The organism is Micromonospora parastrephiae, assembly GCF_016802865.1.
GTDB lineage: Bacteria > Actinomycetota > Actinomycetes > Mycobacteriales > Micromonosporaceae > Micromonospora > Micromonospora parastrephiae.
Window position 1 is genome coordinate 1 of record NZ_JAEVHM010000081.1, and the last position, 24,295, is coordinate 24,295.

Here is a 24,295-nt window from a genome sequence, read left to right on the forward strand (position 1 = left end):
CGGCGGCGTCGGCACCGGCCGCGGGGGCGCAGGCGCTGGCGGAGGCGGCTCGGGTTCGGCCGGCGCGGCCGCCGACGGAAGGACCGGCGCCGACGGTACGGACGCGAGGATCGGCGCCATGGGCGGTGTGGGAGCAACGAGCGACGGCGGAAGGTCAGCCGGCGGGTCGTCGGCGGGCGGGCTCAGACGGGAGGTCACCGGAACCCGGGCCACGCCGACCACGATGGGCGGTGCGAGCAGATCCACCACGTGGGCGGGAAGGTCGGGGCGGACCGCCGGCCAGCGGGAGTCGTCGACCGACCAGTAGGCCGCGCCGGGAGTCTCGATCACCCCCTGCCGGGTCAGCTGATCGTCACCGGACGCACGGTGCTTGGCCATCGGGAATGCCTCCACGAGCTGCGGGGTGCGGCCCTGCGGGTCGCTGCGGCGGACACCGAGGGAAACGACGCCGCCCGCCCACCGGTGACGCCGCAACCGCCTCCAGCCCTCGCGACGCACCCGACGACCAACGCGACGCGCCCCCAGCCGGGCAGCCGACGGTGTCCGGTTGGGGGCGCGTAATGGTCGGGGATCAGTCGAAGATCGGGTCCTGCTCACGGGTGCGCTTGAGCTCGTAGAAGCCCGGGGTGCCGGCGACCAGCAGGACGCCGTCCCAGAGCCGGCCGGCGGCCTCCCCCTTCGGGGCCGGCGTGATCACCGGGCCGAAGAAGGCGACCGGACTGCCGTCCGGGCCGGACGCGTGCACGACCGGCGTGCCGACGTCCTGCCCGACCGGACGCATGCCCGCCTCGTGGCTGGCCCGCAGCGCCTCGTCGTACTCGGTGCTGTCGGCGGCGGCGGCCAGCGCGGGGTCCAGGCCGGCCTCGGTCAACGCGGCCACGTACAGCTCCGGACCCCGCTCCTCCTTGGCGAGGTGGATCCGGGTGCCGAGCGCGGTGTAGAGCGGAAGCAGGACGTGGCTGCCGTACCGCTGCTCGGCGGCGACGCAGATCCGCACCGGGCCCCAGGCGGTGCTCAGAAACGCCTTGTAGTCCTCGTCCAGGTGGTCCCGGCCCTGGTTGAGCACGGACAGGCTCATCACGTGGAAGCGGAAGTCCACGGCTCGGACCTGCTCGACCTCAAGCAGCCAGCGGGACGTGATCCACGCCCATGGGCAGGACGGATCGAACCACATGTCGGCGGTGACACGGTCGGTCACGGCGAGATCCCTTCGTGGCGGGGTTGCACCGGCGATCCGGCGTCTTGGGGAATCTTCACTCCGCGTCCCGTCGGCCGGCACAGGAATCGGACCGTGACCTCGACCACCGCCCGATGCGGGTCCATGGAAGACTCGGATCCGGACCGCCGCCGCGAGCGGCCGGAGACGGGCGCCGCCGGGCGTACGGCGAGATGTGGGATGGAGACGAACAGTGCCGGGAGTGCGCAACCTGACGCAGGTCGAGGCCACGAAGCGGGCACACCTGCTCGATGTGACCGGGTACGACATCAGTCTGGACCTGTCGACCGCCGTGCTGGCGGCCGACGGCCGCACCTTCCGGTCGACGACCGAGGTCCGGTTCCGCTGCGCCGAGCCGGGCGCGAGCACGTTCATCGAGCTGGCCGCCGAGTCGGTGCGTTCCGCCGTGCTGAACGGGACCCCGGTCGACCTCTCCGACTGGTCGGCCGAGAAGGGCCTGACCCTGTCCGGGCTGCACAGCGAGAACGTCCTGGTGGTCGACGCGGACTTCGGCTACTCGAACAGCGGGCAGGGGCTGCACCGCACGGTCGACCCGGTGGACGGCGAGACGTACCTCTACAGCCAGTTCGAGACGGCCGACGCGCAGCGGGTGTTCGCCTGCTTCGACCAGCCCGACCTGAAGAGCGTCTACACCTGGCACGCGACGGTGCCGGCGCACTGGCGGGTGGTGTCCAACATGCCGGTGCGCAGCGAGGACCCGGCCGGTGAGGGGCTGAAGACCGTTCACTTCGCCGAGTCGCCGCGGATGAGCACCTACATCACGGCGCTCTGCGCCGGGCCGTACCACGAGGTGCGCGACACCCACGACGGCATCGACATGGGGGTGTTCTGCCGCGCGTCGATGGCACGGTACCTGGACTCCGACGACCTGTTCCTGATCACCAAGCAGGGCTTCGACTTCTTCCACGAGAAGTTCGGGGTGCGCTACCCGCTGCCGAAGTACGACCAGCTCTGGGTGCCCGACTTCAACGCCGGCGCGATGGAGAACTTCGGCTGCGTCACGCACGCCGAGTCGCACTACCTGTTCCGCTCGCAGGTCACCGACTTCGAGTACGAGCAGCGGGCCAACACGATCCTGCACGAGCTTGCCCACATGTGGTTCGGTGACCTGGTCACCATGCGCTGGTGGAACGACCTGTGGCTGAACGAGTCGTTCGCGGAGTGGGCCAGCCACTGGTGCAACACCAACGCCACCCGGTTCACCGAGGCGTGGACGACGTTCCTGTCCATCCGGAAGAACTGGGGCTACCGGCAGGACCAGCTGTCCTCCACCCACCCGGTCTACACCGAGATGCCGGACATGGAGGCCGTCGAGGTCAACTTCGACGGCATCACCTACGCCAAGGGCGCGAGCGTGCTCAAGCAGCTCGTCGCGTACGTGGGTGAGGAGCCGTTCGTCGCCGGCCTGCGGGCGTACTTCGGCAAGCACGCCTGGGGCAACGCCACCTTCGACGACCTGCTCACCGAGCTGGAGTCGGCCTCCGGGCGGGAGCTGCGCAAGTTCGCGGCGCAGTGGCTGGAGACCGCGCAGGTCAACACGTTGCGCCCGGAGGTGACCATCGGCGCGGACGGCACGTACGAGCAGGTGGCGGTCCGGCAGGAGGCGCCGGCCGCGTACCCGACGCTGCGGACGCACCGGATCGGCGTGGGCCTGTACGACCTGGCCGACGGGCGGCTGGTCCGCCGCGAGCGGTACGAGGTGGACGTGACCGGCGAGCGGACCGACCTCGCCGAGCTGCGCGGTGTCCGCGCCGCCGATGTCCTGCTGCTCAACGACGACGACCTGAGCTACACCAAGCTGCGCCTCGACGACCGGTCGATGGCCACGGTGGTGCAGCACATCGGCGGCTTCGAGTCGTCGCTGGCCCGCGCGCTGTGCTGGACCGCCGCCTGGGACATGATCCGTGACGCCGAGCTGTCCGCCCGCGACTACGTGGCGCTGACGCTGAGCGGGCTGCCCGCGGAGACCGACATCAACCTGGTCACCGCCACCCTGCGGCAGGCGACCACCGCGCTCACCCTGTACGCCGACCCGGCCTGGGCGCCGACGGGCTGGGCCGAGCTGGCCCGTACGGCCCGCGACGCGCTGGCCGCCGCCGAGCCGGGCAGTGGGTTCCAGCTGGCCTGGGCCCGCGCCTTCACCTCGGCGGCCCGCTCCGAGGAGGACCTGGCGAGCTGCGCGGCTGGCTGGACGGCTCCGGCGCGCCGGCCGGTCTGACCGTGGACACGGAGCTGCGGTGGACGGTGCTCGGCGCGCTGGTGGCCAACGGCGCGGCCGAACCGGCCGAGATCGAGGCGGAACTGGCCGGCGACCGCACCGCCAGTGGCGAGCGGGAGGCCGCGTACGCGCACGCGTTGGTGCCGACGGCGGAGAACAAGGCCGCCGTCTGGGCGTTGCTGACCGGCCCCGACGCGCTGCCCAACTGGCGGCACCGGGCGCTGTTGCAGGGCTTCGCGCACCCGACGCAGGTGGAGCTGGTCGCCCCGTACCGGGAGCGGTACTTCGCGGCGGTCGGGCAGGTGTGGGCCACCCGGGACAGCGAGCCGGCGCAGGAGTTCGCCCAGTTGGCGTACCCGACGTACCTCGTGGAGGACGACACGGTGGCGGCCACCGACGCGTGGCTGGCCGGCGACGGGCACCCCGCCCCGCTGCGTCGGCTGGTCGCCGAGGGCCGCGACGGTGTGGTGCGGGCGCTCAAGGCCCGCGCGAAGGACGCCCAGAGCGCCTGATCCGCTACTGCCGGACCGGGGCCGGCGTGGGTGTGAGCCCGCGCCGGCCTCGGGCGATTATGGTTGCGGAAGGAGGTGGAAGCGATGGCACAGCCGACCTACCAGTGGCGCCCACCGGAGCGGGGCTGGCGCGAACAGGACCTGTTCGGATTGCCCGCCGACGGGAACCGCTACGAAATCATCGACGGGAGCCTGCACGTGACCCCTCCAGCCGGTCCCGAGCACCACGAGCTGGCGGACGAGATTCGGATGGCGCTGCGGCAGACGGCTCCCACCGATTGGCGGGTGATCCGGGAGATCGGCGTACGGGTGCCCGGCGGCAACCTCATCCCCGATCTGACGGTGTTGCGGCCGAAGGCACCACGCGGGCGGATGTGGGCCGAACCGGCGGACATCGCGCTCGTTCTGGAAGTCGAGTCGACGGGAAGCCGTCGGCATGACCGGTTCACCAAGCCGGCGCTCTACGCCGAGGCGGGTATCGCGCACTACTGGCGGGTGGAAATGGGCGACTTCGGACCGGTGGTCTACCGCTACCAGCTCGGCAAGGGCGACCATTACGACCTGTTGGGCACCGTGGGGCCGGACGACCCGGTGACCGTGGACGAGCCGTGGGCGATGACGCTGGATCCGAGCGCCTGGCCGCGCTGAGACGGCCCCGGACAGACCGAAGCCCGGCCCCGCTGAGCGCGGGCCGGGCTTCGTCGTACGAGTGGGTCAGCCCTTGCCCGCGTGGCTGGCGAGCTGGTCGAGGCCGTTGATGATGCCGCCGGCCAGGTCGCCGCCGCTGAAGGCGCTGACCATGGAGAGTGCGGCCAGCTTGACGTACGTGTCGGGGATGCGCTTGCGGGCATGCCGACCGGTGACGATCTCCAACTGGCGCTGGTTGGGCGACACCGCGATCAGCACCGACTTGTCGGGGTCGGCGAGCTGGCGGTGCAGCCGCTGGGCGTGCTCACGGATCGGCTCGTCGAGGCCGCCGACGAACACCGAGAACACCAGGCCGGTGCCCTGGTCGGCCAGTCGCAGGGCCTCGTCGATGCGCAGCAGCTGACGGGTCGAGAACGGCCCGTCGAGCACCTCGGGCGGATTCTCCGACCCGGCCTGCTTCTCACCAACGGTCACTTGCGCCTCCGGTTCCCCCGGCCGGCGCCTCGACGCTGGCCTGCTCAAGCTTGTGGCTGGTCAGCGCGGGCGCCTGCGCGCCCGCCGTCAGCGCGGTGCCGGCCGAGTCGGCCAGCTGCTCCGGGCGGCCCAGGAACCACACCGGAGTGAAGTCGAAGGGGCGGCCCGGCCGGTAGCGCTTCGCGCCACCGCCGCCGCCGGTGGCACCACCACGGCTACCCGCGTACGTCAGGCCGGCGATGACCAGCACCGCGGCCGCCGGGATGCCGACGAAGACCAGCAACGTCTCGGTAACAGACAATCCCAACGCCCCCAGGCGGAAGAAGGACCTCGAACAATCGGGTCGGATGGACGATCATGACGTTGACCGCCCGACTCCGTCTCCATTCACGTTAGCGGAGTCGACGGCCAGCCAGATTGCGGGGTGCCGATCCCATCCGCCACTGGAGTTCTCCAGTTGCGCAGCGGTCGCGATGAGCCGCGCGTCGTCGCCGTACCGGCCGGTGAGCAGCACCCCGACGGGCAGGCCGTCGGTGGTGGTGCCCAGCGGCAGGGAGACGGAGGGATCGCCGGTGACGTTGAAGATGGCGCAGTAGGGCGAGAAGCGGCGTTGCCGGTCGAAGTCGGCCGCCGGGTCACCGTCTGCGGTGAACCAGCCCACGGGCGCCTGCGGGGTGGCCAGGGTGGGGCAGAGCAGCAGGTCGCAGCCGGCGGTGCGGCGGGCGCCGAGGCGGACCTGGGCCTGCAACTCGCCGAGGGTGGCGGCCAGCGTGCCGGCGGAGATGTCGGCGCCACGGGCGCGTAGGAGCCGGGTCAACGGCAGCAGCTCCGGCTCCCGCTGCGGGGGCACCGGGGCGAGCGCCAGCACGTACCAGATGATCTCGAACAGCGGCCACGCGGCCGGCCCGAGCGGCGGTGGCACCTCGACCACCTCGTGCCCCGCGGCGGTGAGCAGCGCCGCGGCCCGGTCCACGGCGGCGACGCAGTCGGGGTGGACCGGCTCGTCGGCGAGCATCGGGGTGGTGAACCGACCGATCCGCAGTTTGCCGGGTGCGGCCCGGCGGGCGGCGGCCAGGAAGCCATCGGGCGGCGCCGGCGGCGGCAGGTAGGGCTCGCCCGGCACCGGCACGGCCATGACGTCGAGCAGCGCGGCGACGTCGGTGACGGTCCGCCCGAGGGGCCCGCTGGTGGGCAGGCCGAACGCGCCGGAGCCGAGCGGCCCGCCGGAGACGAGGCCGCGACTGGGCTTGTAGCCGACCAGGCCACACAGCGACGCCGGGATGCGCAGCGACCCGCCGCCGTCGGAGCCCTGGGCGACCGGGACCAGACCGGCCGCGACCGCCGCCGCCGCGCCGCCGCTGGAACCACCGGCGGTGTACGCCAGTTGCCACGGATTTCGGGCCGGCGGCGCGACCCGGCCCTCCGAGTAGAGCGAGCAGCCCAACTCGGAGGTGGTCGTCTTGCCGAGGCTGACCAGGCCGGCGGCCTTGATGAACCGGACCACGTCGGCGTCGACCGGCGGGACGAAGTCGGCGAAGGCGGCGGAACCGAAGGTGGTGCGGACCCCCGCGGTGAGGGTCAGATCCTTGATGGCGGTCGGTACGCCGTGCAGCGGGCCGCGCCGGTCGACGGTCGCGGCGTCGGCGGCGCGGGCGGCCTCCCGGGCCAGGTCCGGGGTGACCGTGACGAACGCGCCGACCGTGTCGCCGAGCGCGGCCACCCGACGGAGGTGATGCTCGACCAGGTCGGCACTGGACAGCTCACCGCGAGCTATCGCGGTGGCCTGCTCCAACGCGGTCAGGTCGTGCGGCTCGGCCATTCCGTCATCCTGCCCGCTGGAACCGCCCGCCGACGGGCCGACACGGCGTCCGGACGTCAGTCCAGCGTGCCCGCGGTGGTGACGGCCGGAGTGATTGGCAGGTCGACCAGCAGCTCGGCGGGCGAGCACGCGAGTACCTATGGATGCGACCGGCCGAGGAAGCGCAGGGCGTTGCCGGACAGGATCTTGTCGCGCTGGTCGTCGGTGAGGAAGTCGGCCGCGCGGACCACCGCGCCGGCGGGCCGCTCACCCAACGGGTACGGGTAGTCGCTGCCCACCAGCACCCGGTCCTCCCCCATGGTGTCGACCAGCAGCCGCAGCGCGGCCGGGGCGAAGACCACCGAGTCGACGCCGAAGCGGTCGAGGTAGCTGCTGGGCGGGCCGGCGGACGCGCCCCGGACCAGGTCGCCACGGCGGTGCCAGGCGTTGTCGGCGCGACCCAGCCAGAACGGAAAGCTGCCGCCACCGTGCGCGAAGCAGATCCGCAGGGTCTCCGGCACCCGGTCGAAGACGCCACCCAGGATCATCGCCAGCACCGACAGGTGTGTCTCGGCGGGCATCCCGGTGAGCCACCGCGCCATCCACCGGTCCAGCCGGGGACCGCCCGGCATGTCCCAAGGGTGGACGAAGACCGGCGCTCCCACCTCGGCGCAGTGCTGGAGGAAGGTGACCACTCCGGCGTCGTCCAGGTCCCGGTCGCCGACGTGGTTGCCGATCTCCACGCCCACGTGCCCGGCGGCCAGGCTGCGGTCCAGTTCGGCGCAGGCGGCGTCCGGGTCCTGGAGGGGCACCTGGCAGAACGGCACCAGCCGGTCGCCACCGGCCACGGTGACCTCCAGGGTCAGGTCGTTGAAGATCCGGGCGACCTTCACCGCCTGGTCGGCCGGGCGGTCGTAGCTGAAGAAGACCGGGGTCGGTGACACCACCTGCACGGCCACACCGTCGGCGTCCATGTCGGCCAGTCGGCGCGACGCGTCCCAGCACTCGGCACCGACCGGGCGGAACTCCGTCTCCCCCACCATGATCATGGCGGCGCGCTCCGAGTCCACCCGCAACCAGGGCCAACCGGACCCGCCGCACGCGCCGCCGAGGTCCGGCCACCCCTTCGGTACGACGTGCGTGTGCACGTCGACCACATCTGCGGGCATCAGCCCTTGCCCGGATGCAGGGTGCCGCAGTTGGCGCAGGTACGCGCCGCCTCGTCGGCGTAGAACGCCTGGAACACCGGCGGCAGGTCGGCCGCGATGTCGCGGACCTGCAACTCCACCTCGTGCACCTTGTGCCCGCAGTCGGGGCAGTACCACTGGAAGGTCTCCAGCGTGCCCTCCTCGCGGACCCGCTCCACGACCACACCGATCGAACCGGCCTCCGGCCGCTGCGGCGAATGCGGGGTGTTCCGCGGCAGCATCCACATCTGACCCTCGCGCACGTGCACCGTACGCGGCCCCTGCGGGGTCATCAGGTTGATGTGCATATTGCCCTTGACCTGGTAAAAGAACTCCTCGTACGGGTCCACGTGGAAGTCGGTGCGCTGGTTGGGCCCGCCCACCACCATCACGATGAAGTCGTCCCCGCCGGGGAACATCTCCCTGTTGCCCACCGGCGGCTTCAGCAGGTGCTGGTTCTCCGCGATCCATCCGGGAAAACTGAACGGCTCGGCGATCTCACTCACGACTGACCTCCCGAGGGAAGAAGGGCCACGGCCTGGATCTCGATGAGCAGGTGCGGATGCGGCAACTGGTGCACCGCCACCGTGGTGCGGGTCGGCCCGGACGCGTCGAAGAACTCCGCCCAGACCTCGTTGTAACCACCGAAGTCGTTCATGTTGACCAGGTACGACGTCACCTGGACGAGGTCGGTGAGGTCCGCGCCGACCGACCGCAGCAGGTCCCGCACGTTCTCGATGACCGCCCGCGTCTGCACCCGGATGTCCAGGTTCGTGGTGCCGAACCCGTCCACCGACACGCCCGCGAAGCTGTTGTCGGCCCGCCGCGACGACGTACCGGAGACAAAGACAAAACCCCCGGCGACCTTCACGTGCGGAAACGCCCCCCGAGGCACGGCCTTCCCCGCGACAACCCGAGCCCCGCCGCCCCCGGTCACCGTCCCGCTCCCCCGCCAAGCCCCACAATTGCGTCGATCATGGACTTGTGGTGCCCGATAGATTGCGTCTCGCACCTTTCATCCCCCACCACAACTCCATGATGACCGCGGTGTGGGGGGTCATGACGTTGCCTTCAGGGACGCGGTGCCGAGCTTCTCGACGACCGCACGGACATGGGCACCGGGACGCAGCGGCACCGCGGCGGTGGCGGCACCGGCCAGGAAGACCCACCCGGGCTCCAGCCGCACCCCGTGCCCGCCGGCCAGCCGGATGCCCTCGTCGAGCGCACGGCGCGGGTCACCGAGGATCGCCGCCGTCGAGCCGACCTGCGCCACTCGCCCGTCGACCTCCAGCAGCACGCCCAGGTTGTCCAGCCCCGCCGGCACCGGTGACCACGGCCCGATCACGAACGCGGCGGCCGAGGTGTTGTCGGCGACCACGTCCGGCAGCGAGAAGCGGAAGTCCGCGTACCGGGAGTCGATCAGCTCGATGGCCGGGGCGACCGCGCGGACGGCCGTGGCGAAGTCGCCGACCGGCTCGCCCGGCTCCGGCAGCCGGTCCAGCAGGAACGCCACCTCGGGCTCGACCCGGGGATGGATGTACGCGCTCGGGTCCACCACGCCACCGTCGGGCACCCGCATCGCGTTGGTGAGCCGCCCCCAGATCACCTCGTCCACGCCGACCTGGGCCATCTTCGCCCTGCTCGTGAGCCCCATCTTCAGCCCGACCAGCCGCTCGCCGGAGTCGATGCGACGCTGGAGCAGCGCGGCCTGCACGGCGTACGCGGTGTCCACGTCGAGGCCGGCCTCGGCGGCGAGCTGCGGGATGGCGGTGGCCGTGTCGGCGGCCGTGCCCAGCTTCTCGGCGATCCCCGCGATGTCCGGTCCGCTCATGACTGCTCCTCCTGGCCGGCCAGGTCGAGTGCGACGTCGACGATCATGTCCTCCTGGCCGCCGACCATCCGACGCCGGCCCAGCTCGACGAGGATCGACCGCACGTCCACCCCGTACTTCGCGGAGGCCCGTTCGGCGTGCCGCAGGAAGCTGGAGTAGACCCCGGCGTACCCGAGGGAGAGCGTCTCCCGGTCCACCTGGACCGGCCGGTCCTGCAACGGGCGGACGATGTCGTCGGCGGCGTCCATCAGCGCGAACACGTCGCAGCCGTGCTTCCAGCCGTGCAGCTCGGCGACCGCCACGAAGACCTCCAGCGGTGCGTTGCCGGCGCCCGCGCCCATGCCGGCGAGGGAGGCGTCGACGCGGACGGTCCGCCCGGACGGTGAGCCGAGTGGTCCGGCGCCGAGGATCCGGCCGTGCTCGACGGCCAGCACGCTGTTCGCCACCCCGAGCGACAGGTTGTGGTGGGCGTGGATGCCGATCTGCGTCTCCGGTGCGAGCACCTGCCGGTACGCGTCGACCCGCTGCGCCACGTCGGACATCAGCAGCCGGCCACCGGAGTCGGTCACGTAGACGCAGTGCGCCCCGTACGACTCCATCAGTTTGGCCTGCTCAGCCAGCCCGGCCGCGTCGTTCATGTGCGACATCATCAGGAAGCCGGCCACGTCCATGCCGTTCTCCCGGGCCCAGGAGATGTGCTGGGCGGAGATGTCCGCCTCCGTGCAGTGGGTGGCGATCCGGACGCTGGTCACCCCGAGCGCCTTCGCCTCCTTCAGGTCGGCGATGGTGCCGATGCCGGGCAGCAGCAGCGTGGTCAGCTTCGCCGTGGTCAGCACCTCGGCGGCGGCCGAGATCCACTCGGCGTCGGTGGCCGCGCCGTGGCCGTAGTTGACGCTGGAACCGGCCAGCCCGTCGCCGTGCGCCACCTCGATGGCGGCCACCCCGGCCGCGTCCAGCGCTGCGGCGATGCTGCGCACCTGCTCGACGGTGTACCGGTGGGCGATGGCGTGCATGCCGTCGCGCAACGTCACGTCCTGGATGTACAGGTCGGTCATCGCGCGGCCACCTCCGAGGAGCGCAGGGCGACCAGCCTCTCGGCGGTGCGCAGCGCGGCCGAGGTCATGATGTCCAGGTTGCCGGCGTACGCGGGCAGGTAGTGCCCGGCACCGGAGACCTCCAGGAAGACCGACACCTGCAACGCGGTGAGCTGCCGCCCGAGCGTCGGCAGGTACGCCTGCACCCTGTCGAACTGCACGTCCTGCTTGAGTCGGTAGCCGGGGACGTACTCCTGGACCGTGGCCACCATGTCCGCCACCGAGGCGGCGATGGCGGCGGTGTCGGCGTCGGCGTCCGGGCAGAGGCAGTAGACGGTGTCGCGCATCAGCAGCGGAGGGTCCGCCGGGTTCAACACGATGATCGCCTTGCCCCGTTCGGCGCCGCCCACCACCTCGATGGCGCGGGCCGTGGTCTCGGTGAACTCGTCGATGTTGGCCCGGGTGCCCGGCCCCGCCGACCTCGACGCGATCGACGCGACGATCTCCCCGTACGCCACCGGGGTGACCCGGCGTACGGCGGCGACGATCGGCACGGTCGCCTGACCGCCACAGGTCACCATGTTCACGTTCGGTTCGTGCAGGTGCTCGTCGAGGTTGACCGGCGGCACCACGTACGGGCCCAGCGCGGCCGGGGTCAGGTCGACCACCGTCCGACCGTGTGCCCGCAGCACCTCGTCGTGGCGCCGGTGCGCGCCGGCCGAGGTGGCGTCGAAGACCAGCTCGACGTCGGCGAACTCGGGCAGCGCCACGAGGCCGTCCACGCCCTGGGCGGTGGTGGCCACGCCGAGCCGGCGGGCGCGCGCCAGGCCGTCCGAGGCCGGGTCGATGCCGGCCATGGCCACCATCCGCAGGCTCGCCGGGGAGCGCGAGGAACGCAGCGAAGCGGAGTCCCGCAGTCGCGACCCATCGGGGGCACTGCTCAGCCGCAACACCTTGATCATCAGGTCGGTGCCGATGTTTCCCGAACCCAGCACCGCCACGTTAATGGTCACTGGCCGCCCCTGTCGCTGAAGGATGTGCGCACCGAGCCGAGCCCGGAGATCCGGGCCTCGTAGGCCGCTCCGGGCGTGACCGGCACCATCGGGCCGAGCGCCCCGGAGAGCACCACGTCGCCGGCGCGCAGCGGGTCACCGGCGCGGGCGAGGGTGCTCGCCAGCCAGTGCAGGGCGTGCAGCGGGTTGCCCAGGCAGGCCGCTCCCGCGCCCACCGAGACCGGTTCACCGGCGTGCTCCAGCACCATCCCGCACAGCCGCAGGTCGACGTCGGCGAGCCGGCGCGGCGTGGTGCCGAGCACGAAGAGCCCGCTGGAGGCGTTGTCGGCGACGGTGTCCACGATGGAGATGTCCCAGGCGGCGATCCGCGAGTCGACGATCTCGATCGCCGGCAGCACGTGGTCCACCGCGCGGATCAGGTCGACCGTGGTGATCTGCGGGTCCGCCAGGTCCCGGTCGAGCACGAACGCGATCTCCGCCTCGACCCGCGGCTGGAGCAGCCGGTCGACGGCCACCTCGACCCCGTCGCCGACGGCCATCGCGTCGGTCAGCATCCCGAAATCGGGCTGGAACACCCCGAAGGTCTCCTGCACCGCCCGGGACGTCAGCCCGATCTTCGCGCCGACCCGGCGTTCGCCACGGCCCTGCCAGGCCCGCGCCTGGAGCTGCTGCACACGGTACGCGGACTCGACATCACCCTCCGGCAGCAGCCAACCGCGCAGCGGCGGGCACGGCTTGCCGGTGCTGCGGGCGTCGGCCAGCTCCCGGTTGGCGGCCTCGATGTCAGCTTCCATGCCCACTCCCTCGCTGGAACTCACGACAGGTCCACGCAGACGTTGGTGAGTTCGGAGTAGAAGTTCAGCGAGTGCACGCCACCCTCGCGGCCGATGCCGGACGCCTTCACCCCGCCGAACGGGGTGCGCAGGTCACGCAGGAACCACGTGTTCACCCAGACGATGCCGGCGTCCAGCCGGGCGCCGGCGCGGTGCGCGACGCCCACGTCGCGGGTCCACACGGTCGCCGCGAGGCCGTACTCGGTGCCGTTGGCGAGGGCGTACGCCTCGTCCTCGGTGTCGAACGGCGCGACGTGCACCACCGGGCCGAAGATCTCCTCCCGGTTGGTACGGGCGTCCGGGCCGAGCCCGGTGAGCACCGTGGGCTGCACGTACGACCCGCCGTCGCGGGCGTCACCGAAGGTGGGCGTGCCGCCTCCGGTCAGCACCTCGGCGCCCTCGGCGCGGGCCAGCTCGTACGCTCCGAGCACCTTCGCCCGGTGCTGGTGGGAGATCAGCGGCATGGTGGCGGTGGCCTCGTCGGTGGGCCAGCCGTACGCCAGTTCGCCGGCCCGCTTCGCCAGCCGGGCGGTGAACTCCTCGAAGACCGGGCGCTGCACGTAGAGGCGTTCGGTGCAGAGGCACACCTGCCCGCCGTTGGTGAAGCTGGACCGCACCGACCCGGCGACCGCGGCGTCCAGGTCGGCGTCGGCGAAGACCAGGCCGGCGTTCTTGCCACCCAGCTCGAAGCTCACCGCCTTCACACCGTCGGCGGCGGCCCGCATGATCGCGCCGCCGGTGGCCGACTCACCGGTGAAGGTGATCGCGTCCACGCCCGGGTGGCGGGTGAGGAACTCACCGGCCGAGTCGGGCCCGAACCCGTGCACCAGGTTGAACACCCCGGCCGGTACGCCGGCGGCGGCCATCACCTCGGCGAGCAGCGTCGCCGACGCGGGCGTCTCCTCACTGGGCTTGACCACCACGGCGTTTCCGCAGGCCAGCGCGGGGGCGACCTTCCAGGTGAGCAGCAGCAGCGGCAGGTTCCACGGCACGATGACCGCGACCACGCCGACCGGCTTGCGCAGCGCGTAGTTGAGCGCCCGGCCGCCGGTCGGGGTGACCGTGGTGAACGACTCGGTCGGTGCGGTCGCCACGATCTCGGCGAATGCCCGGAAGTTCGCCGCGCCGCGCGGGATGTCCAGCGTGCGGGCCTGGGCGATGGACTTGCCGGTGTCGGCGACCTCGGCGGTGACCAGGTCGTCGAAGCGGCGTTCCAGCTCGTCGGCGACCCGGCGCAGCACCTCGGCGCGCTCGCGCTCCCCCATCCGGCCCCACGGCCCGCGCAGCGCGGCCCGGGCGGCGGCCACCGCGTCGTCCACCGTGGACCGCGACGCCTCCACCACCTCGAACACCGGCTCGCCGGTCACCGGGCTGGCCTTGGTGAACGTCGGCCCGCCGTCGACGAACTCGCCGGCGACGAAGTTGCGCAGCCGCTGCGGCCCGGCTGGCGGACGGCCGGCCATCAGCCGTGGATCCCAGTTGCCGATCATCCGCGCCTCCCTCGACCGAATGCCGCGTTGATCGCGCCGACGAGCAGCAGCGCGGCACCGCCGGCGACCGCGCCGAGCACCCGGTGCTGCCGGCGCACCCGGCGGCGCACCTCGGCGTACGGGGTGGTGGAGAAGGACACCAGCTCGTACTGGGAAACGTACCGGCCGGGCAGTGCCCGTTCCAGTGCGTGCTCGACCTTCCGGCGCAGCTGGAAGACCGGGGAGGTGACCTTGTCCCGCATCTCCACGAAGTTGGTCAGCGCCATCCGCGCGATGGCCTCGGCGTTCTCCTGTCGCCGCCGCTGGAACAGCGGCAGCGCCGCCGCCCAGTCGTCGGCGCACTCGTCGAGGCAGCGGTCCAGCTCCACCACGTCCTCGAAGGCACAGTTGGCGCCCTGTCCGTAGAACGGCACGATCGCGTGCGCCGCGTCGCCGAGCAGACCGACGGTGCCGTTGACCTGCCAGGGTGCGCACCGGACCGTGCCGAGCACACCAACCGGGTTGTGCTGGTAGTCGTCGACGAGGGTCGGCGCCAACGGGACCACGTCCGGGTAGTGCTCGGCGAAGTACCGTTCGATCGCCAGCGGATTGTCCAGGGCCGCGAAGCTGCCGGGGCCCTCGTTGGGCCAGAACAACGTGCAGGTGAAGGAGCGGTCCGGGTTGGGCAGCGCGATCATCATCGAAGTGCCACGCGGCCAGATGTGCAGCGCGTCCGGATCGAGCGCGAAGTCCCCGCCCAGCGGCGGCAGGGTCAACTCCTTGTAGCCGTAGTCGAGGAAGTCCACGCTCTCGCGCAGCAGCCCGTACGCCAGCAGCTGTCCGCGTACCGCGGAGCCCGCGCCGTCGGCGCCCAGCACCACCGACGCCTTGGCGGCGATCGTGCCGTGCGGGGTGTCGAAGCTCAGGGCGCCGTCGGTCGGGTCGAGCCCGACCAGCCGGTGGTCGAAGACGATCCGGACACCGGGCAGCGCGGCGGCCGCGTCCAGCAACGCGTTGTTCAGCGCGCCGCGGCTGATCGAGTTGATCGCCCGGTCACCTCCGGCGCTGTACGACTGGAACTGCGACTCCCCCTGCACCGGGTGGATCATCCGGCCGCGCATCGGCAGCGCGTCGGTCATCACCTGCTCGGCCAGGCCGATCCGGCGCAGCGCGTCCAGCCCACGCTCGGAGAGCGCCAGGTTGATCGAGCGGCCACGCTCGGCCCTGCCGGTACGCGGGTCGGGCCGCCGTTCGTAGAGGGCCACCGGGTAGCCGCGCCGGGCCAGGAAACAGGCGGCCAGACAACCGGCCAACCCCGCGCCGACGATCGCGATCTCGTCCCGCCGGGCCGTCATGAGGCCACCTGCCCCACGGTGGACGCCAGCGCGGCAGCCGCACGCCAGCAGTCGAGGTAGGTGGAATAGAGCGGCACCGGGGCGAACCGGACGACGTCCGGTTCGCGGGCGTCGGCGATGACGCCGTGTTCGTACCGTAGGCGTTTGGTCAGCTCGGCGGCGCTGCCGGAACCGATGCGCACCGAGAGCTGGCAGCCCCGCCGGGCCGGGTCGCGCGGAGTGACCACGCGCAGCGGCCGGTCGGCGATGACCTCGTCGAGAAGCGACTCCAGCCAGCCGGTCAGGCGCTGGCTGCGCGCGCGCAGCGCGGTCATCCCGACCGTGTCGAACAGCTCCAGCGAGGTGCGCACCGGACCCATCGCGAAGATCGGCGGGTTGGAGACCTGCCAGGCCTCCACCGTGGCCGGTGCCTGGACACCGGGGTCATCTCGAACCGGGTCGCCGCCGCGGTGCTCCACCAGCCCTCGAAGCGGGGCAGGTCGGGGTCGCCGAGGTGCCGCTCGTGCACGAAGACGCCCGCCAGGGCGCCCGGCCCGGAATTCAGGTACTTGTAGGAGCACCAGGCCGCGAAGTCGACGTCCCAGTCGTGCAGGGCCAGCGGCACGTTGCCCACCGCGTGGGCCAGGTCCCAGCCGACCGTCGCGCCGGCCGCCCGGCCGGCGGCCGTGATCGCCGCGATGTCCAGCAGTTCGCCGGTCAGGTAGTTGACCCCGCCGAGCAGCACCAACGCCACCCGCTCGCCCTCGGCGGCCAGGTAGTCGGTCACGTCCTCGGTGCGCAGCGCGTCCTCGCCGGGGCGTGGGCGCAGCCGGACCACGGTGTCGTCCGGGTCCAGGCCGTGGAACCGCGCCTGGCTGCGGACCGCGTAACTGTCCGAGGGGAAGGCGGCATCCTCGATGACGATGCGGGTGCGGACACCCGCCGGGCGGTAGAAACTCACCATCAGCAGGTGCAGGTTGACCGTGAGCGAGTTCATCACCACGGTCTCCGTGGGCCGGGCGCCGACCAGTCGGGCGGCCGGCGCCGTCAACAGCTCGTGGTACGGCAGCCAGGGCCGTTCCGCCTCCAGATGCCCTTCGACGCCGAGGCGCCGCCAGGCGTCCAGGTCGGCCAGGAGTTCGTCGCGGGTGGCCCGGGGTTGCAGCCCGAGCGAGTTGCCGGCGAGGTACGCCGACTCGGGGTGGTCGCCGCCGTCCGCCGGCGGCACGTGGAACAGGTGCCGGTGGCCCGGGTCGGCCTCGTCGAGGCGGTGCGCGTCGGCCTCGCCTGCGGCGGGGCGGTGCGCCTCTCGTTCTGGGGTGTGCATGTCTCGCTCTCCGGTCACATCGCGGTACGGGCCGACCACAGCTCCGGGAAGACCACCCGGGACATGCTGCGCTGCAACCACGCCAGCCCGGCGGAGCCGCCGCTGCCGACCTTGGCGCCCATTGTTCGCTGCACCGCCTTGACGTGGTTCCACCGCCAGTCGCCGAACTCCTCGGCGACCCCGCTCAGCGCCTCGCCGAGCAGCCGCAGGTGGTTGTCCGGGCCGGTGTCGGCGTAGATCCGTACCCAGGCCGCCTCGACCGACGGCTGCGGGTCGTGCTCCACCACCACGTCCCGGTCGAGCAGGTCGGCGGGGAGGTCGAAGCCGCGTCGCGCGAGCAACGCGACCACGTCGTCCCAGAGGCTGGGGGCGGCCAACGTCGCGGTCAGCGCGGCGTGCACCTCGGTCTGCCGGCGGAACGGCCGGATCAGCGCCGGGTCGCGGAGCCCGAGCAGGAACTCCAGGTGCCGGTACATGGCCGACTGGAAGCCGGAGCCCTCACCGAGCAGGTTGCGGAACCGGTTGAAGTCGGCCGGGGTCATCCAGCGCAGGCCCCGCCAGGCGGCGTTGAGCCCCTCCAGGTGCAGGGCGGCGCGGCGCAGCGGGGCCAGCGCCTCCCACACCTGGTCGGCGCGGAGGAGTCGCTGGGTTTCCCGCAGTTCGTGGCAGGTCAGCCCGAAGTACAGCTCCATGATCTGACTGACCATGAGGAAGGACATCTCGCCCGGGTCGGTGCTGAGCGGCTGCTGCAACTGGTGCAGCGTGCTGGCCTGCACGTACGCGTCGTACGGCACGCGCTCGGCGAACTCCAGCGTCGGCTCGCCGCCGTTGCGGGCGGCGCGGGCGGCCCGCTGCCGCGGGGTCACCGGTCGCACCGTGGCGGGGCGGTTCGGCGCCCGCCGCTCCGTCTGATCCACCATTGCTCTCCCCTCCCCGAACTGGCCGACGTCATGATCCCGCGGTCGAACGGCCTACGGAATGCCGAATCAACGGCTCTCACGGACTGCGGCTGGCAAACCAAAGGCAGCTAGGCGAGTCGGGTTCACGAAAGTAAGGTCTGAGCGTGGACGACATGGACTGGGCGCTGCTGCGCGAGCTGCAGGCCGACGCGCGGCTCTCCTTCAGCGAGCTGTCCCGGCGGGTGCACCTGTCCCCACCAGCGGTCGCGGAACGGGTTCGCCGGCTTGAGGAGTTCGGTGTGATCACCGGGTACCACGCCCACGTCGACCTGACCCGGGCCGGCCGCACCGTGGTCGCGATGATCCGGATGTCCTGCTACGGGGCGCGGTGCATCCTCCACGATCCGACGGTGGCCGGCTGGCCGGAAATCCTGGAGATCCACCGGATCACCGGGGACGCGTGCAGCATGCTGAGGGTGGCCGCCGGGTCGATCGGCGAGTTCGAAGGGGTCATCGACCGACTCGCCCCGTACGGCCAGCCGTCGAGCACGATGGTCCTGTCGTCCCCGCTGGACTGGCAGCCGATCACCCCGCTCCCGTCCAGCGGCGCCAACCTCCGCCGCCCCTGACACCCACCACCCCGCCCGCGCACGGGTTTGCCCCCGGGTCAGGGGGAAAGCAGCGCGCGTGCCCAGGGGAGGGTTCCGGCGGTCGTCGCCGGTTGGGGGGAAATCATGCAGGGTATCCGCACGATCAACCGCGCGCTCTCGTCCGCACTGACACTGGTGGGGCTGGTCGCGGCGTTCGTCCTGATGACGGTCTCACCGGCACGCGCCGGGGAGAACACCTTCGTCGAGGTGACGCCGAACAGCGTCCCGGCCGGCAGCCGGGTCACGATCCGCGCGAGCTGCGACAACAACAACGATCGGCAGGGCAACGTGCATTCCGACGCGTTCGGGCACGTGGTGCTCAGACCGGACAACGGCTTCCTCAAGGGAGAGGTCACCGTTCCGGGCAACAAGGAACCGGGCGACTACCCGGTCGACCTGCGCTGCCAGAACGGCCAGACGGCGTCCACGACGCTGACCGTGCTCAACATGGCCTCGCCCAGCAAGGGACCGGCGACCGGGGGCGGCGGCACCGCCGGAGGCCGGGGTACCGGCTCGCTGCTGGTGCTCGGCGGCGTGGCCCTGGTGGCCACCGCGGTCGCGCTCGGCATGGCGGGCGGACGGCGCCGGACCGGAGCCGGCTCCTGAGCCGGACCAGCCATGACCCGCAGATCCGCGCGTGCGCGGCCGGATCGCCGCGCCCGCTTCCGTGTCCGCCGCGACCGGCTCGTACTGGTTGGGCTTCGGGGTGGCGATCGTCGCCGGGCTCCTGCTCGGCGCGGTGGTGGACCGCGTCGTGATGCGCCACGTCGACCACGCGTCGCCGCTCAACCCGGTGATCGTCGCGCTCGGGCTGGTGCTGCTGATCCAGGCCGTCCTGGGCATGGTGTACGGCAACGAGTTCCGCCCGGCCGAGGCGCCGTTCAGTCGCTCGGCGCTCACCGTGGGCGGTGTCGCCGTGCTGTCGCCGTACGACCTGTTCGTCTTCGCCACGATCGGGGTGGTGGTCAGCGGACTGGCCTGGATGTTCGCCCGTACCCCGGTCGGTCTGCGGATGCGCGCCGCGGCCTTCGCGCCCGAGGTCTCCCGCCTGCTCGGTGTCAACGTCGGCGGCATGTTGACGCTCGGCTGGGCGCTCGCGTCCGGTGTGGGCGCGCTGGCCGCCATGCTGGTCCTCCCGACCGAGTTGGGGCTGCATCCGCACGCGATGGACCTGGTCTTCGTCTCGGCCTTCACCGCGGCGGTGGTCGGTGGGTTGGACAGTCCACCAGGGGCGGTGGTCGGCGGTCTGGTGGTGGGTCTGCTGCTCTCGTACGTCAGTGGTTATGCCGGCAGTGACCTCACCCCGCTGGCGGTGCTGGTCCTGCTGCTGGCGGTGCTGCTGGTCCGGCCCGGCGGGCTGTTCGCCCCGGTCGCGGCGAGGCGGGTGTGAGCGCCACGAGGGCGGCCCTGCCGCCGAAGCACGAAGAGGTCGACGCCGCTGACCGACCGGCCGACCGGCGGCGCGGTTCCACCCTGCTGCGCCACCTCGCCGTCGTGCTCGCCGTCGGGCTGCTGCTGGTGGCGGTCAGCTACGCCGTCGAACCGTTCCGCAACTTCCAGCTCGCCACGGTGGCCGCCTACCTCTGCGCGACCGCCGGGCTGACCGTCCTCACCGGGCTCAACGGCCAACTGTCGCTCGGGCACGGCGCGTTGATGGCCACCGGGGCGTACACCGTGGCTCTGTGTCAGAACGCCTTCGCCGAGCGGGGGATGACCGGCGGCTGGCTGTTGCCGCTCTCGCTGGGCGCGGCGATCGTCAGCACGGTCGCGGTCGGCGCGGTGGTCGGCGTGGCCGCGGCCCGGCTGCGCGGCCCCTACCTGGCCGGGGTCACCCTCGCCGTGGCGGTCGTCGTGCCGGCGCTGGCCGTCACCTTCGATGGCGTCTTCAACGGCGAGCAGGGGCTGTCGGTGCCGGTGGAGCCGCCACCGGCGTCGCTCGGTCCGTTCTTCCCCTACGAGCGGTGGCAGCTCTGGCTCACCGGCGCGGCCACCCTGCTCGCGCTGCTGCTGCTGGCCAACCTGATCCGCAGCCGGTACGGGCGTACCTTCCGGGCGGTGCGCGACGACGAGGTGGCGGCGCGCCTCGCCGGCATCCACGTGGCCCGTACGCAGGTCCTCGCGTTCGTGGTCAGCGCCGCCACCGCCGGGCTCGGCGGTGCGCTGCTGGCGGTGCTCGCGCAGAGCGTCTCGCCCGGCGCGTTCTCGTTGACCCTGTCGCTGTTCCTGCTGATGGCCGTGGTGATCGGCGGTCTCGGTCGGCTCACCGGCGCGCTGTGGGGGGCCGTGCTGCTCGTGGCCCTGCCCGACCTCACCCACTCCGCGACCGAGGTGCTCACGCTCTCGCCCGCCGTGGCCCAGCGGCTGGAGGGCAACCTCCCACTGGCGATCTTCGGGCTCACCCTGATCGTCGTCATGATCGCCGCCCCCGGCGGCGTGCAGGGTCTGCTGTCGCGTCTCGGCCGGGCGCTGCTGGCCCGATGGCCGGCCCGGCGTTCCTGAGCTGTCCCGGCCCGGCCTCGGCCGGGCGCCCCACCACCACACCGTTCCCGAAAGAACCGGACCGAGAAAGGTCGGTGTTCCTCATGCACCGTACGGCACAACGCGGTCTCGCGATCGTCAGCACCATCGCCCTGTTGGTCGCCGCCGCCGGCTGCGGTGACGACGGTTCCGGCCCCGGCGGGGCGGCGGTGCCGGGCGTCACCGACACCGAGATCGTCGTCGGCACCCACATGCCGCTCACCGGGCCGGCCTCGGCCGGATACTCCAAGATCGCGCCGGCGACGAAGGCGTACTTCGACTACGTCAACGCGGCCGGCGGTGTGCACGGTCGCAAGATCACTTACAAGGTCATGGACGACGGGTACAACCCGGCGAACACCCAGCAGGTGGTCCGCCAGCTCGTCCTGCAGGACAAGGTCTTCGCCATCCTCAACGGCCTCGGCACGCCGACGCACACCGGAGTGCTCGACTTCCTCAAGACCAACCGGGTGCCCGACCTCTTCGTCGCCTCCGGCAGCCGCAGCTGGGACCAGCCGGACAAGTATCCGGGCACGTTCGGGTTCAACCCGGACTACACGGTGGAGGGCAAGATCCTCGCCAACTACGCGAAGGCGAACCTGGCCGGGCAGAAGGTCTGCTTCCTGGGCCAGGACGACGACTTCGGCCGCGACAGCCTGGCCGGCGTGGAGAAGGTGCTCGGCGCCGGGGCCGTGGCGGTCAAGCAGACGTACGTCACCAGCAACACCAACGTGGCGCCGCAGATCGGCGCGTTCAAGGCGGCCGGTTGCCAGGTCGTGGTGCTCGCCACCGTGCCCGGCTTCACCGCGCTCTCCATCGGCACCGCCGCGAGGCTGGGCTTCAAGCCGCAGTGGTTGGTCTCCAACGTCGGCGCCGACCACCCGACCCTCGCGAAGCAGCTCGGTGCCGCCGCTCCGCTGCTGGAGGGCATGATCGGCACCAACTACCTGCCGATGCAGAACGACACCTCGAACCCGTGGATCCAGCTCTTCATGAAGGTCAACAAGACGCACAACGGGGACGCGCCGTTCGACGGCAACACGGTCTACGGCATGTCGGTCGGCTACCTGTTCGTGCAGACGCTGCTGAGCGCGGGCAAGGACCTCACCCGGGAGAAGGTGCTCGGGGCCGTGCAGAAGGGCGGCTTCCAGGGCCCGGGGCTGGTCCCGTTGCGCTTCTCCGCGAGCGACCACTCCGGCTACGGCGGCCAGCGGCTGAGCCGGGTGACCGGGGGAGTGCAGAGCTACTTCGGGCCGGCATACGAGACCGACGAGGCGGACGGGCCGGTCAACGAGTACGCCGCCACGCCGGCCGCGCCGCCCGCGAACGGGGTGCCGACCGTCTCCTGACCACAGGTACCGCCGGCAGTCGACCGGGTGTGGCCGCGCGTGACCACACCCGGTCGTACGGCTGCGCGCGTCCCGGCGCGGGGCCGGGGGAACGTTGACCGCGAGAGATCAGCCCTCCTACTATCCGCACCATGACTGCAAATTCATGTCTGCTCGTCATCGTCACCGGCCGCCACCGGCTGATCATCGCCTGGCTAGACTCGGCGGTGCGTCGGGGGACGCCGTGGCGGTGAAGGGGCGGAGACGGATGGAAACGGTCGAGGCGGCGGGCCGGGTCGACGGGCGGACCGCCCGGGCCGAGCGCACCCGCGCCGCCATCGTCGAAGCCCACCTCGCCCTCATCTCCGAGGGTGACCTGCGCCCCACCGGGGAACGCATCGCCGAACGGGCCGGCATCTCGCTGCGGACGCTCTGGACCAACTTCAAGGACATGGAGACCCTGTTCGAGGCGAGCGGCGCCGAGGTGCTCCGCCAGCAGGACTCCGCCTACCGGCCGATCTCGCCCGGGTTGCCGCTGGCCAAGCGGGTCGACGCGTACTGCCGGCAACGGGCCCGGCTGCTCCAGCTCATCGCGCCGTCGGCGCGGGCCGCCCAGATGCGTGAGCCGGTCTCGGGTCAGTTGCACCGCAACCGCCTCAAGCACATCGACCGGGTCCGCGAGGAGGTCGAGCACCTCTTCGCCGCCGAGCTGACGCGGGCCGGCCGGGGGCGGGAGCAGCTGCTCAACGCGCTGGTGGCGGCGAGCACGTGGTCGGCCTGGTCGATGCTGCGCGACGGCCTCGGGTTGGGCGTGGACCCGGCCCGCGCGGTGATGGCACGTACGGTGGGCGCCCTGCTGGCCGAGGTGTCGGCCGACTGATCCGGCCCGGCGGGCATCGCCCCCTTTTCATCCGGTTACCGATGAGTGACACTGTGATGCATGGTTACTGCATCAAGAGTGCAATTAACCGTGCTGCGTGGCCGGGACGACGAGTGCCGGACCATCCAGGGCCTGCTCGACGCCATCACCGACGGCGGCGGTTCCCTGCTGGTGCACGGTGAGCCCGGATCGGGCCGCACCGCCCTGCTCGGCCACGCCCACCGGCACGTCGAGGGCCGCACCACCACCGTGCTCGCCGGCGCCGGGCTGGCCGAGGAGGCCGCCCTGCCGTACGCCGGCCTGCAACGCCTGCTCGATCCGCTGCTCGACCGGGCCGCCGCCCTGCCGAAGGAGCAACGCCACCTGCTGCGGCGGGCACTCGGCGGGGAGGACTGCCCGAACGGTCGCCAACTCGCGCTGTCGATGGCCGTGCTCGGGCTGCTCGCCGTCGCCGCCCGGGACCGTCCGCTGCTGGTGACGATGGACGACGTCGACCTGGGTGACCCGCAGACCGGACGGGTGCTGGCCTTCGCGGCCCGCCGCCTGCGGCGTCTGCCGGTCGTCGTCCTGCTCACCGCGGACGTCACCGCCACGATCGACGGGATCGCCGCGCACCGGCTCCGACCGTTGACCGAACGGGAGAGCGCGGCCGTCCTCACCGACCGGCTCCGGCTGCGGAGCCAACGGCAGTGCGATGTCGTTGACGCCGACCGGCCGCCCGAGCGGCCCGCCCCGCCGGTCGTCGCCGCACTCGGCGTTGTCGGCGGCGGTAACCCGCAGGCCCTGGCGGATCTCGCCGACGTACTCACCCCGGGGCAGTGGCGGGGCGAGGAGCGGCTGCCCACCGTGCCACCGACCGACGGCGCGCTGGGCCGCGCCTACCGGACCCGGCTGGACCGGTTGCCGCCGTCCACCCGCCGGCTGCTGCTGCTCGCCGCGTTGGACGAGGAGAGCGGGCCGGGCGCCCCGACCCGGGCGACGCGAGCCGCGGTCGAGGCGCTCGCGCGGCGGAGGTCGCCGGCCTGGTCCGCGTAGAGCCGGGGGGCGTGACATTCCACCAGCCGTTGGCCCGCGCGATGGTCGCGGCCAGCGCGCCGCTCACGGAG

Annotated in this window: 22 protein-coding genes and 3 pseudogenes; 9 read left to right on the forward strand and 16 right to left on the reverse strand. The window is 72.2% G+C overall.

Annotated elements, in window-relative coordinates; all coding sequences use genetic code 11:
• Both JNW91_RS17385 and JNW91_RS17390 read right to left on the reverse strand, forming a co-directional pair.
• A partial coding sequence (locus JNW91_RS17385) for a hypothetical protein (protein WP_203176502.1) occupies window positions 1-378 on the reverse strand: 378 nt, incomplete at its 3' end.
• Between the two features lie 193 nt (window positions 379-571).
• Entirely contained in the window at window positions 572-1,198 is a 627-nt protein-coding gene (locus JNW91_RS17390; protein ID WP_203176503.1) for a mycothiol-dependent nitroreductase Rv2466c family protein, read from the reverse strand.
• A gap of 220 nt (window positions 1,199-1,418) precedes the next feature.
• On the opposite strand from JNW91_RS17390, the pseudogene pepN reads away from it, so the two are divergent.
• A pseudogene (pepN, locus tag JNW91_RS17395) lies at window positions 1,419-3,967 on the forward strand (aminopeptidase N).
• Between the two features lie 84 nt (window positions 3,968-4,051).
• A complete protein-coding gene (locus JNW91_RS17400; RefSeq protein ID WP_203176504.1) occupies window positions 4,052-4,615 on the forward strand; it encodes a Uma2 family endonuclease in 564 nt (187 codons plus the stop codon).
• A gap of 66 nt (window positions 4,616-4,681) precedes the next feature.
• On the opposite strand, the gene JNW91_RS17405 is transcribed toward JNW91_RS17400, so the two are convergent.
• From JNW91_RS17405 to JNW91_RS17470, 14 genes and pseudogenes are all read right to left on the reverse strand, one after another.
• Entirely contained in the window at window positions 4,682-5,089 is a 408-nt protein-coding gene (locus tag JNW91_RS17405; RefSeq protein ID WP_203176505.1) for a DUF5130 family protein, read from the reverse strand.
• Window positions 5,076-5,396, reverse strand: coding sequence for an aa3-type cytochrome oxidase subunit CtaJ (gene ctaJ / locus JNW91_RS17410; RefSeq protein WP_456085415.1), 321 nt, complete (start codon window positions 5,394-5,396; stop codon window positions 5,076-5,078). The genes JNW91_RS17405 and ctaJ overlap by 14 nt, the downstream gene beginning before the upstream one ends.
• Window positions 5,397-5,444: 48 nt before the next feature.
• Window positions 5,445-6,908: an amidase gene (locus tag JNW91_RS17415; RefSeq protein ID WP_203176506.1), complete on the reverse strand. Its 1,464-nt coding sequence runs from the start codon at window positions 6,906-6,908 to the stop codon at window positions 5,445-5,447.
• 137 nt (window positions 6,909-7,045) lie between these two features.
• Entirely contained in the window at window positions 7,046-8,056 is a 1,011-nt protein-coding gene (locus JNW91_RS17420) for an amidohydrolase family protein (protein WP_203176507.1), read from the reverse strand.
• Complete coding sequence (locus tag JNW91_RS17425) at window positions 8,056-8,580, reverse strand: 3-hydroxyanthranilate 3,4-dioxygenase (protein WP_203176508.1); 525 nt, start codon at window positions 8,578-8,580, stop codon at window positions 8,056-8,058. The genes JNW91_RS17420 and JNW91_RS17425 overlap by 1 nt, the downstream gene beginning before the upstream one ends.
• Window positions 8,577-9,011, reverse strand: a complete 435-nt coding sequence (locus tag JNW91_RS17430; protein ID WP_203176510.1) for a RidA family protein — start codon at window positions 9,009-9,011, stop codon at window positions 8,577-8,579. Before JNW91_RS17430 ends, JNW91_RS17425 begins: the two co-directional genes overlap by 4 nt.
• A 120-nt stretch (window positions 9,012-9,131) precedes the next feature.
• A complete protein-coding gene (locus tag JNW91_RS17435; RefSeq protein ID WP_203176516.1) occupies window positions 9,132-9,905 on the reverse strand; it encodes a 2-keto-4-pentenoate hydratase in 774 nt (257 codons plus the stop codon).
• Window positions 9,902-10,960, reverse strand: coding sequence for a 4-hydroxy-2-oxovalerate aldolase (gene dmpG, locus JNW91_RS17440; protein WP_203176519.1), 1,059 nt, complete (start codon window positions 10,958-10,960; stop codon window positions 9,902-9,904). The genes JNW91_RS17435 and dmpG overlap by 4 nt, the downstream gene beginning before the upstream one ends.
• Window positions 10,957-11,952: an acetaldehyde dehydrogenase (acetylating) gene (locus JNW91_RS17445; protein WP_203176521.1), complete on the reverse strand. Its 996-nt coding sequence runs from the start codon at window positions 11,950-11,952 to the stop codon at window positions 10,957-10,959. The genes dmpG and JNW91_RS17445 overlap by 4 nt, the downstream gene beginning before the upstream one ends.
• Entirely contained in the window at window positions 11,949-12,746 is a 798-nt protein-coding gene (locus JNW91_RS17450) for a 2-keto-4-pentenoate hydratase (RefSeq protein WP_203176524.1), read from the reverse strand. Before JNW91_RS17450 ends, JNW91_RS17445 begins: the two co-directional genes overlap by 4 nt.
• Before the next feature lie 20 nt (window positions 12,747-12,766).
• Window positions 12,767-14,248 carry a 2-hydroxymuconic semialdehyde dehydrogenase gene (locus JNW91_RS17455; protein ID WP_203176537.1) on the reverse strand — a complete coding sequence of 494 codons (1,482 nt, stop codon included), beginning with the start codon at window positions 14,246-14,248 and terminating at the stop codon, window positions 12,767-12,769.
• A gap of 23 nt (window positions 14,249-14,271) precedes the next feature.
• Window positions 14,272-15,609 carry an FAD-dependent oxidoreductase gene (locus JNW91_RS17460; protein WP_203176525.1) on the reverse strand — a complete coding sequence of 446 codons (1,338 nt, stop codon included), beginning with the start codon at window positions 15,607-15,609 and terminating at the stop codon, window positions 14,272-14,274.
• Window positions 15,606-16,915 (reverse strand): annotated as a pseudogene (gene kynU / locus JNW91_RS17465) (kynureninase). Before kynU ends, JNW91_RS17460 begins: the two are co-directional and overlap by 4 nt.
• A gap of 14 nt (window positions 16,916-16,929) precedes the next feature.
• Window positions 16,930-17,832, reverse strand: coding sequence for a tryptophan 2,3-dioxygenase (locus JNW91_RS17470; protein WP_203176540.1), 903 nt, complete (start codon window positions 17,830-17,832; stop codon window positions 16,930-16,932).
• Between the two features lie 146 nt (window positions 17,833-17,978).
• On the opposite strand from JNW91_RS17470, the gene JNW91_RS17475 reads away from it, so the two are divergent.
• The 7 genes and pseudogenes from JNW91_RS17475 (at window position 17,979) to JNW91_RS17505 (ending at window position 24,224) form a co-directional block, all read left to right on the forward strand.
• Window positions 17,979-18,443, forward strand: a complete 465-nt coding sequence (locus JNW91_RS17475; RefSeq protein WP_203176527.1) for an Lrp/AsnC family transcriptional regulator — start codon at window positions 17,979-17,981, stop codon at window positions 18,441-18,443.
• 153 nt (window positions 18,444-18,596) lie between these two features.
• The gene (locus JNW91_RS17480) at window positions 18,597-19,070 is read left to right on the forward strand and encodes a hypothetical protein (RefSeq protein ID WP_203176542.1); all 474 of its coding nucleotides are present in this window, start codon (window positions 18,597-18,599) and stop codon (window positions 19,068-19,070) included.
• Between the two features lie 58 nt (window positions 19,071-19,128).
• Window positions 19,129-19,854, forward strand: a pseudogene (locus JNW91_RS17485) (branched-chain amino acid ABC transporter permease); the annotation flags it as partial.
• Complete coding sequence (locus tag JNW91_RS17490; protein WP_203176529.1) at window positions 19,851-20,963, forward strand: branched-chain amino acid ABC transporter permease; 1,113 nt, start codon at window positions 19,851-19,853, stop codon at window positions 20,961-20,963. The pseudogene JNW91_RS17485 and the gene JNW91_RS17490, both read left to right, overlap by 4 nt.
• A gap of 83 nt (window positions 20,964-21,046) precedes the next feature.
• Window positions 21,047-22,330: an ABC transporter substrate-binding protein gene (locus JNW91_RS17495; protein WP_203176531.1), complete on the forward strand. Its 1,284-nt coding sequence runs from the start codon at window positions 21,047-21,049 to the stop codon at window positions 22,328-22,330.
• 247 nt (window positions 22,331-22,577) lie between these two features.
• Window positions 22,578-23,189, forward strand: coding sequence for a TetR/AcrR family transcriptional regulator (locus JNW91_RS17500; RefSeq protein WP_203176533.1), 612 nt, complete (start codon window positions 22,578-22,580; stop codon window positions 23,187-23,189).
• Between the two features lie 78 nt (window positions 23,190-23,267).
• On the forward strand, window positions 23,268-24,224 hold the full coding sequence (locus JNW91_RS17505; protein ID WP_309244401.1) for an ATP-binding protein: 957 nt from the start codon (window positions 23,268-23,270) through the stop codon (window positions 24,222-24,224).
• The last annotated feature ends 71 nt before the right edge of the window (window positions 24,225-24,295 follow it).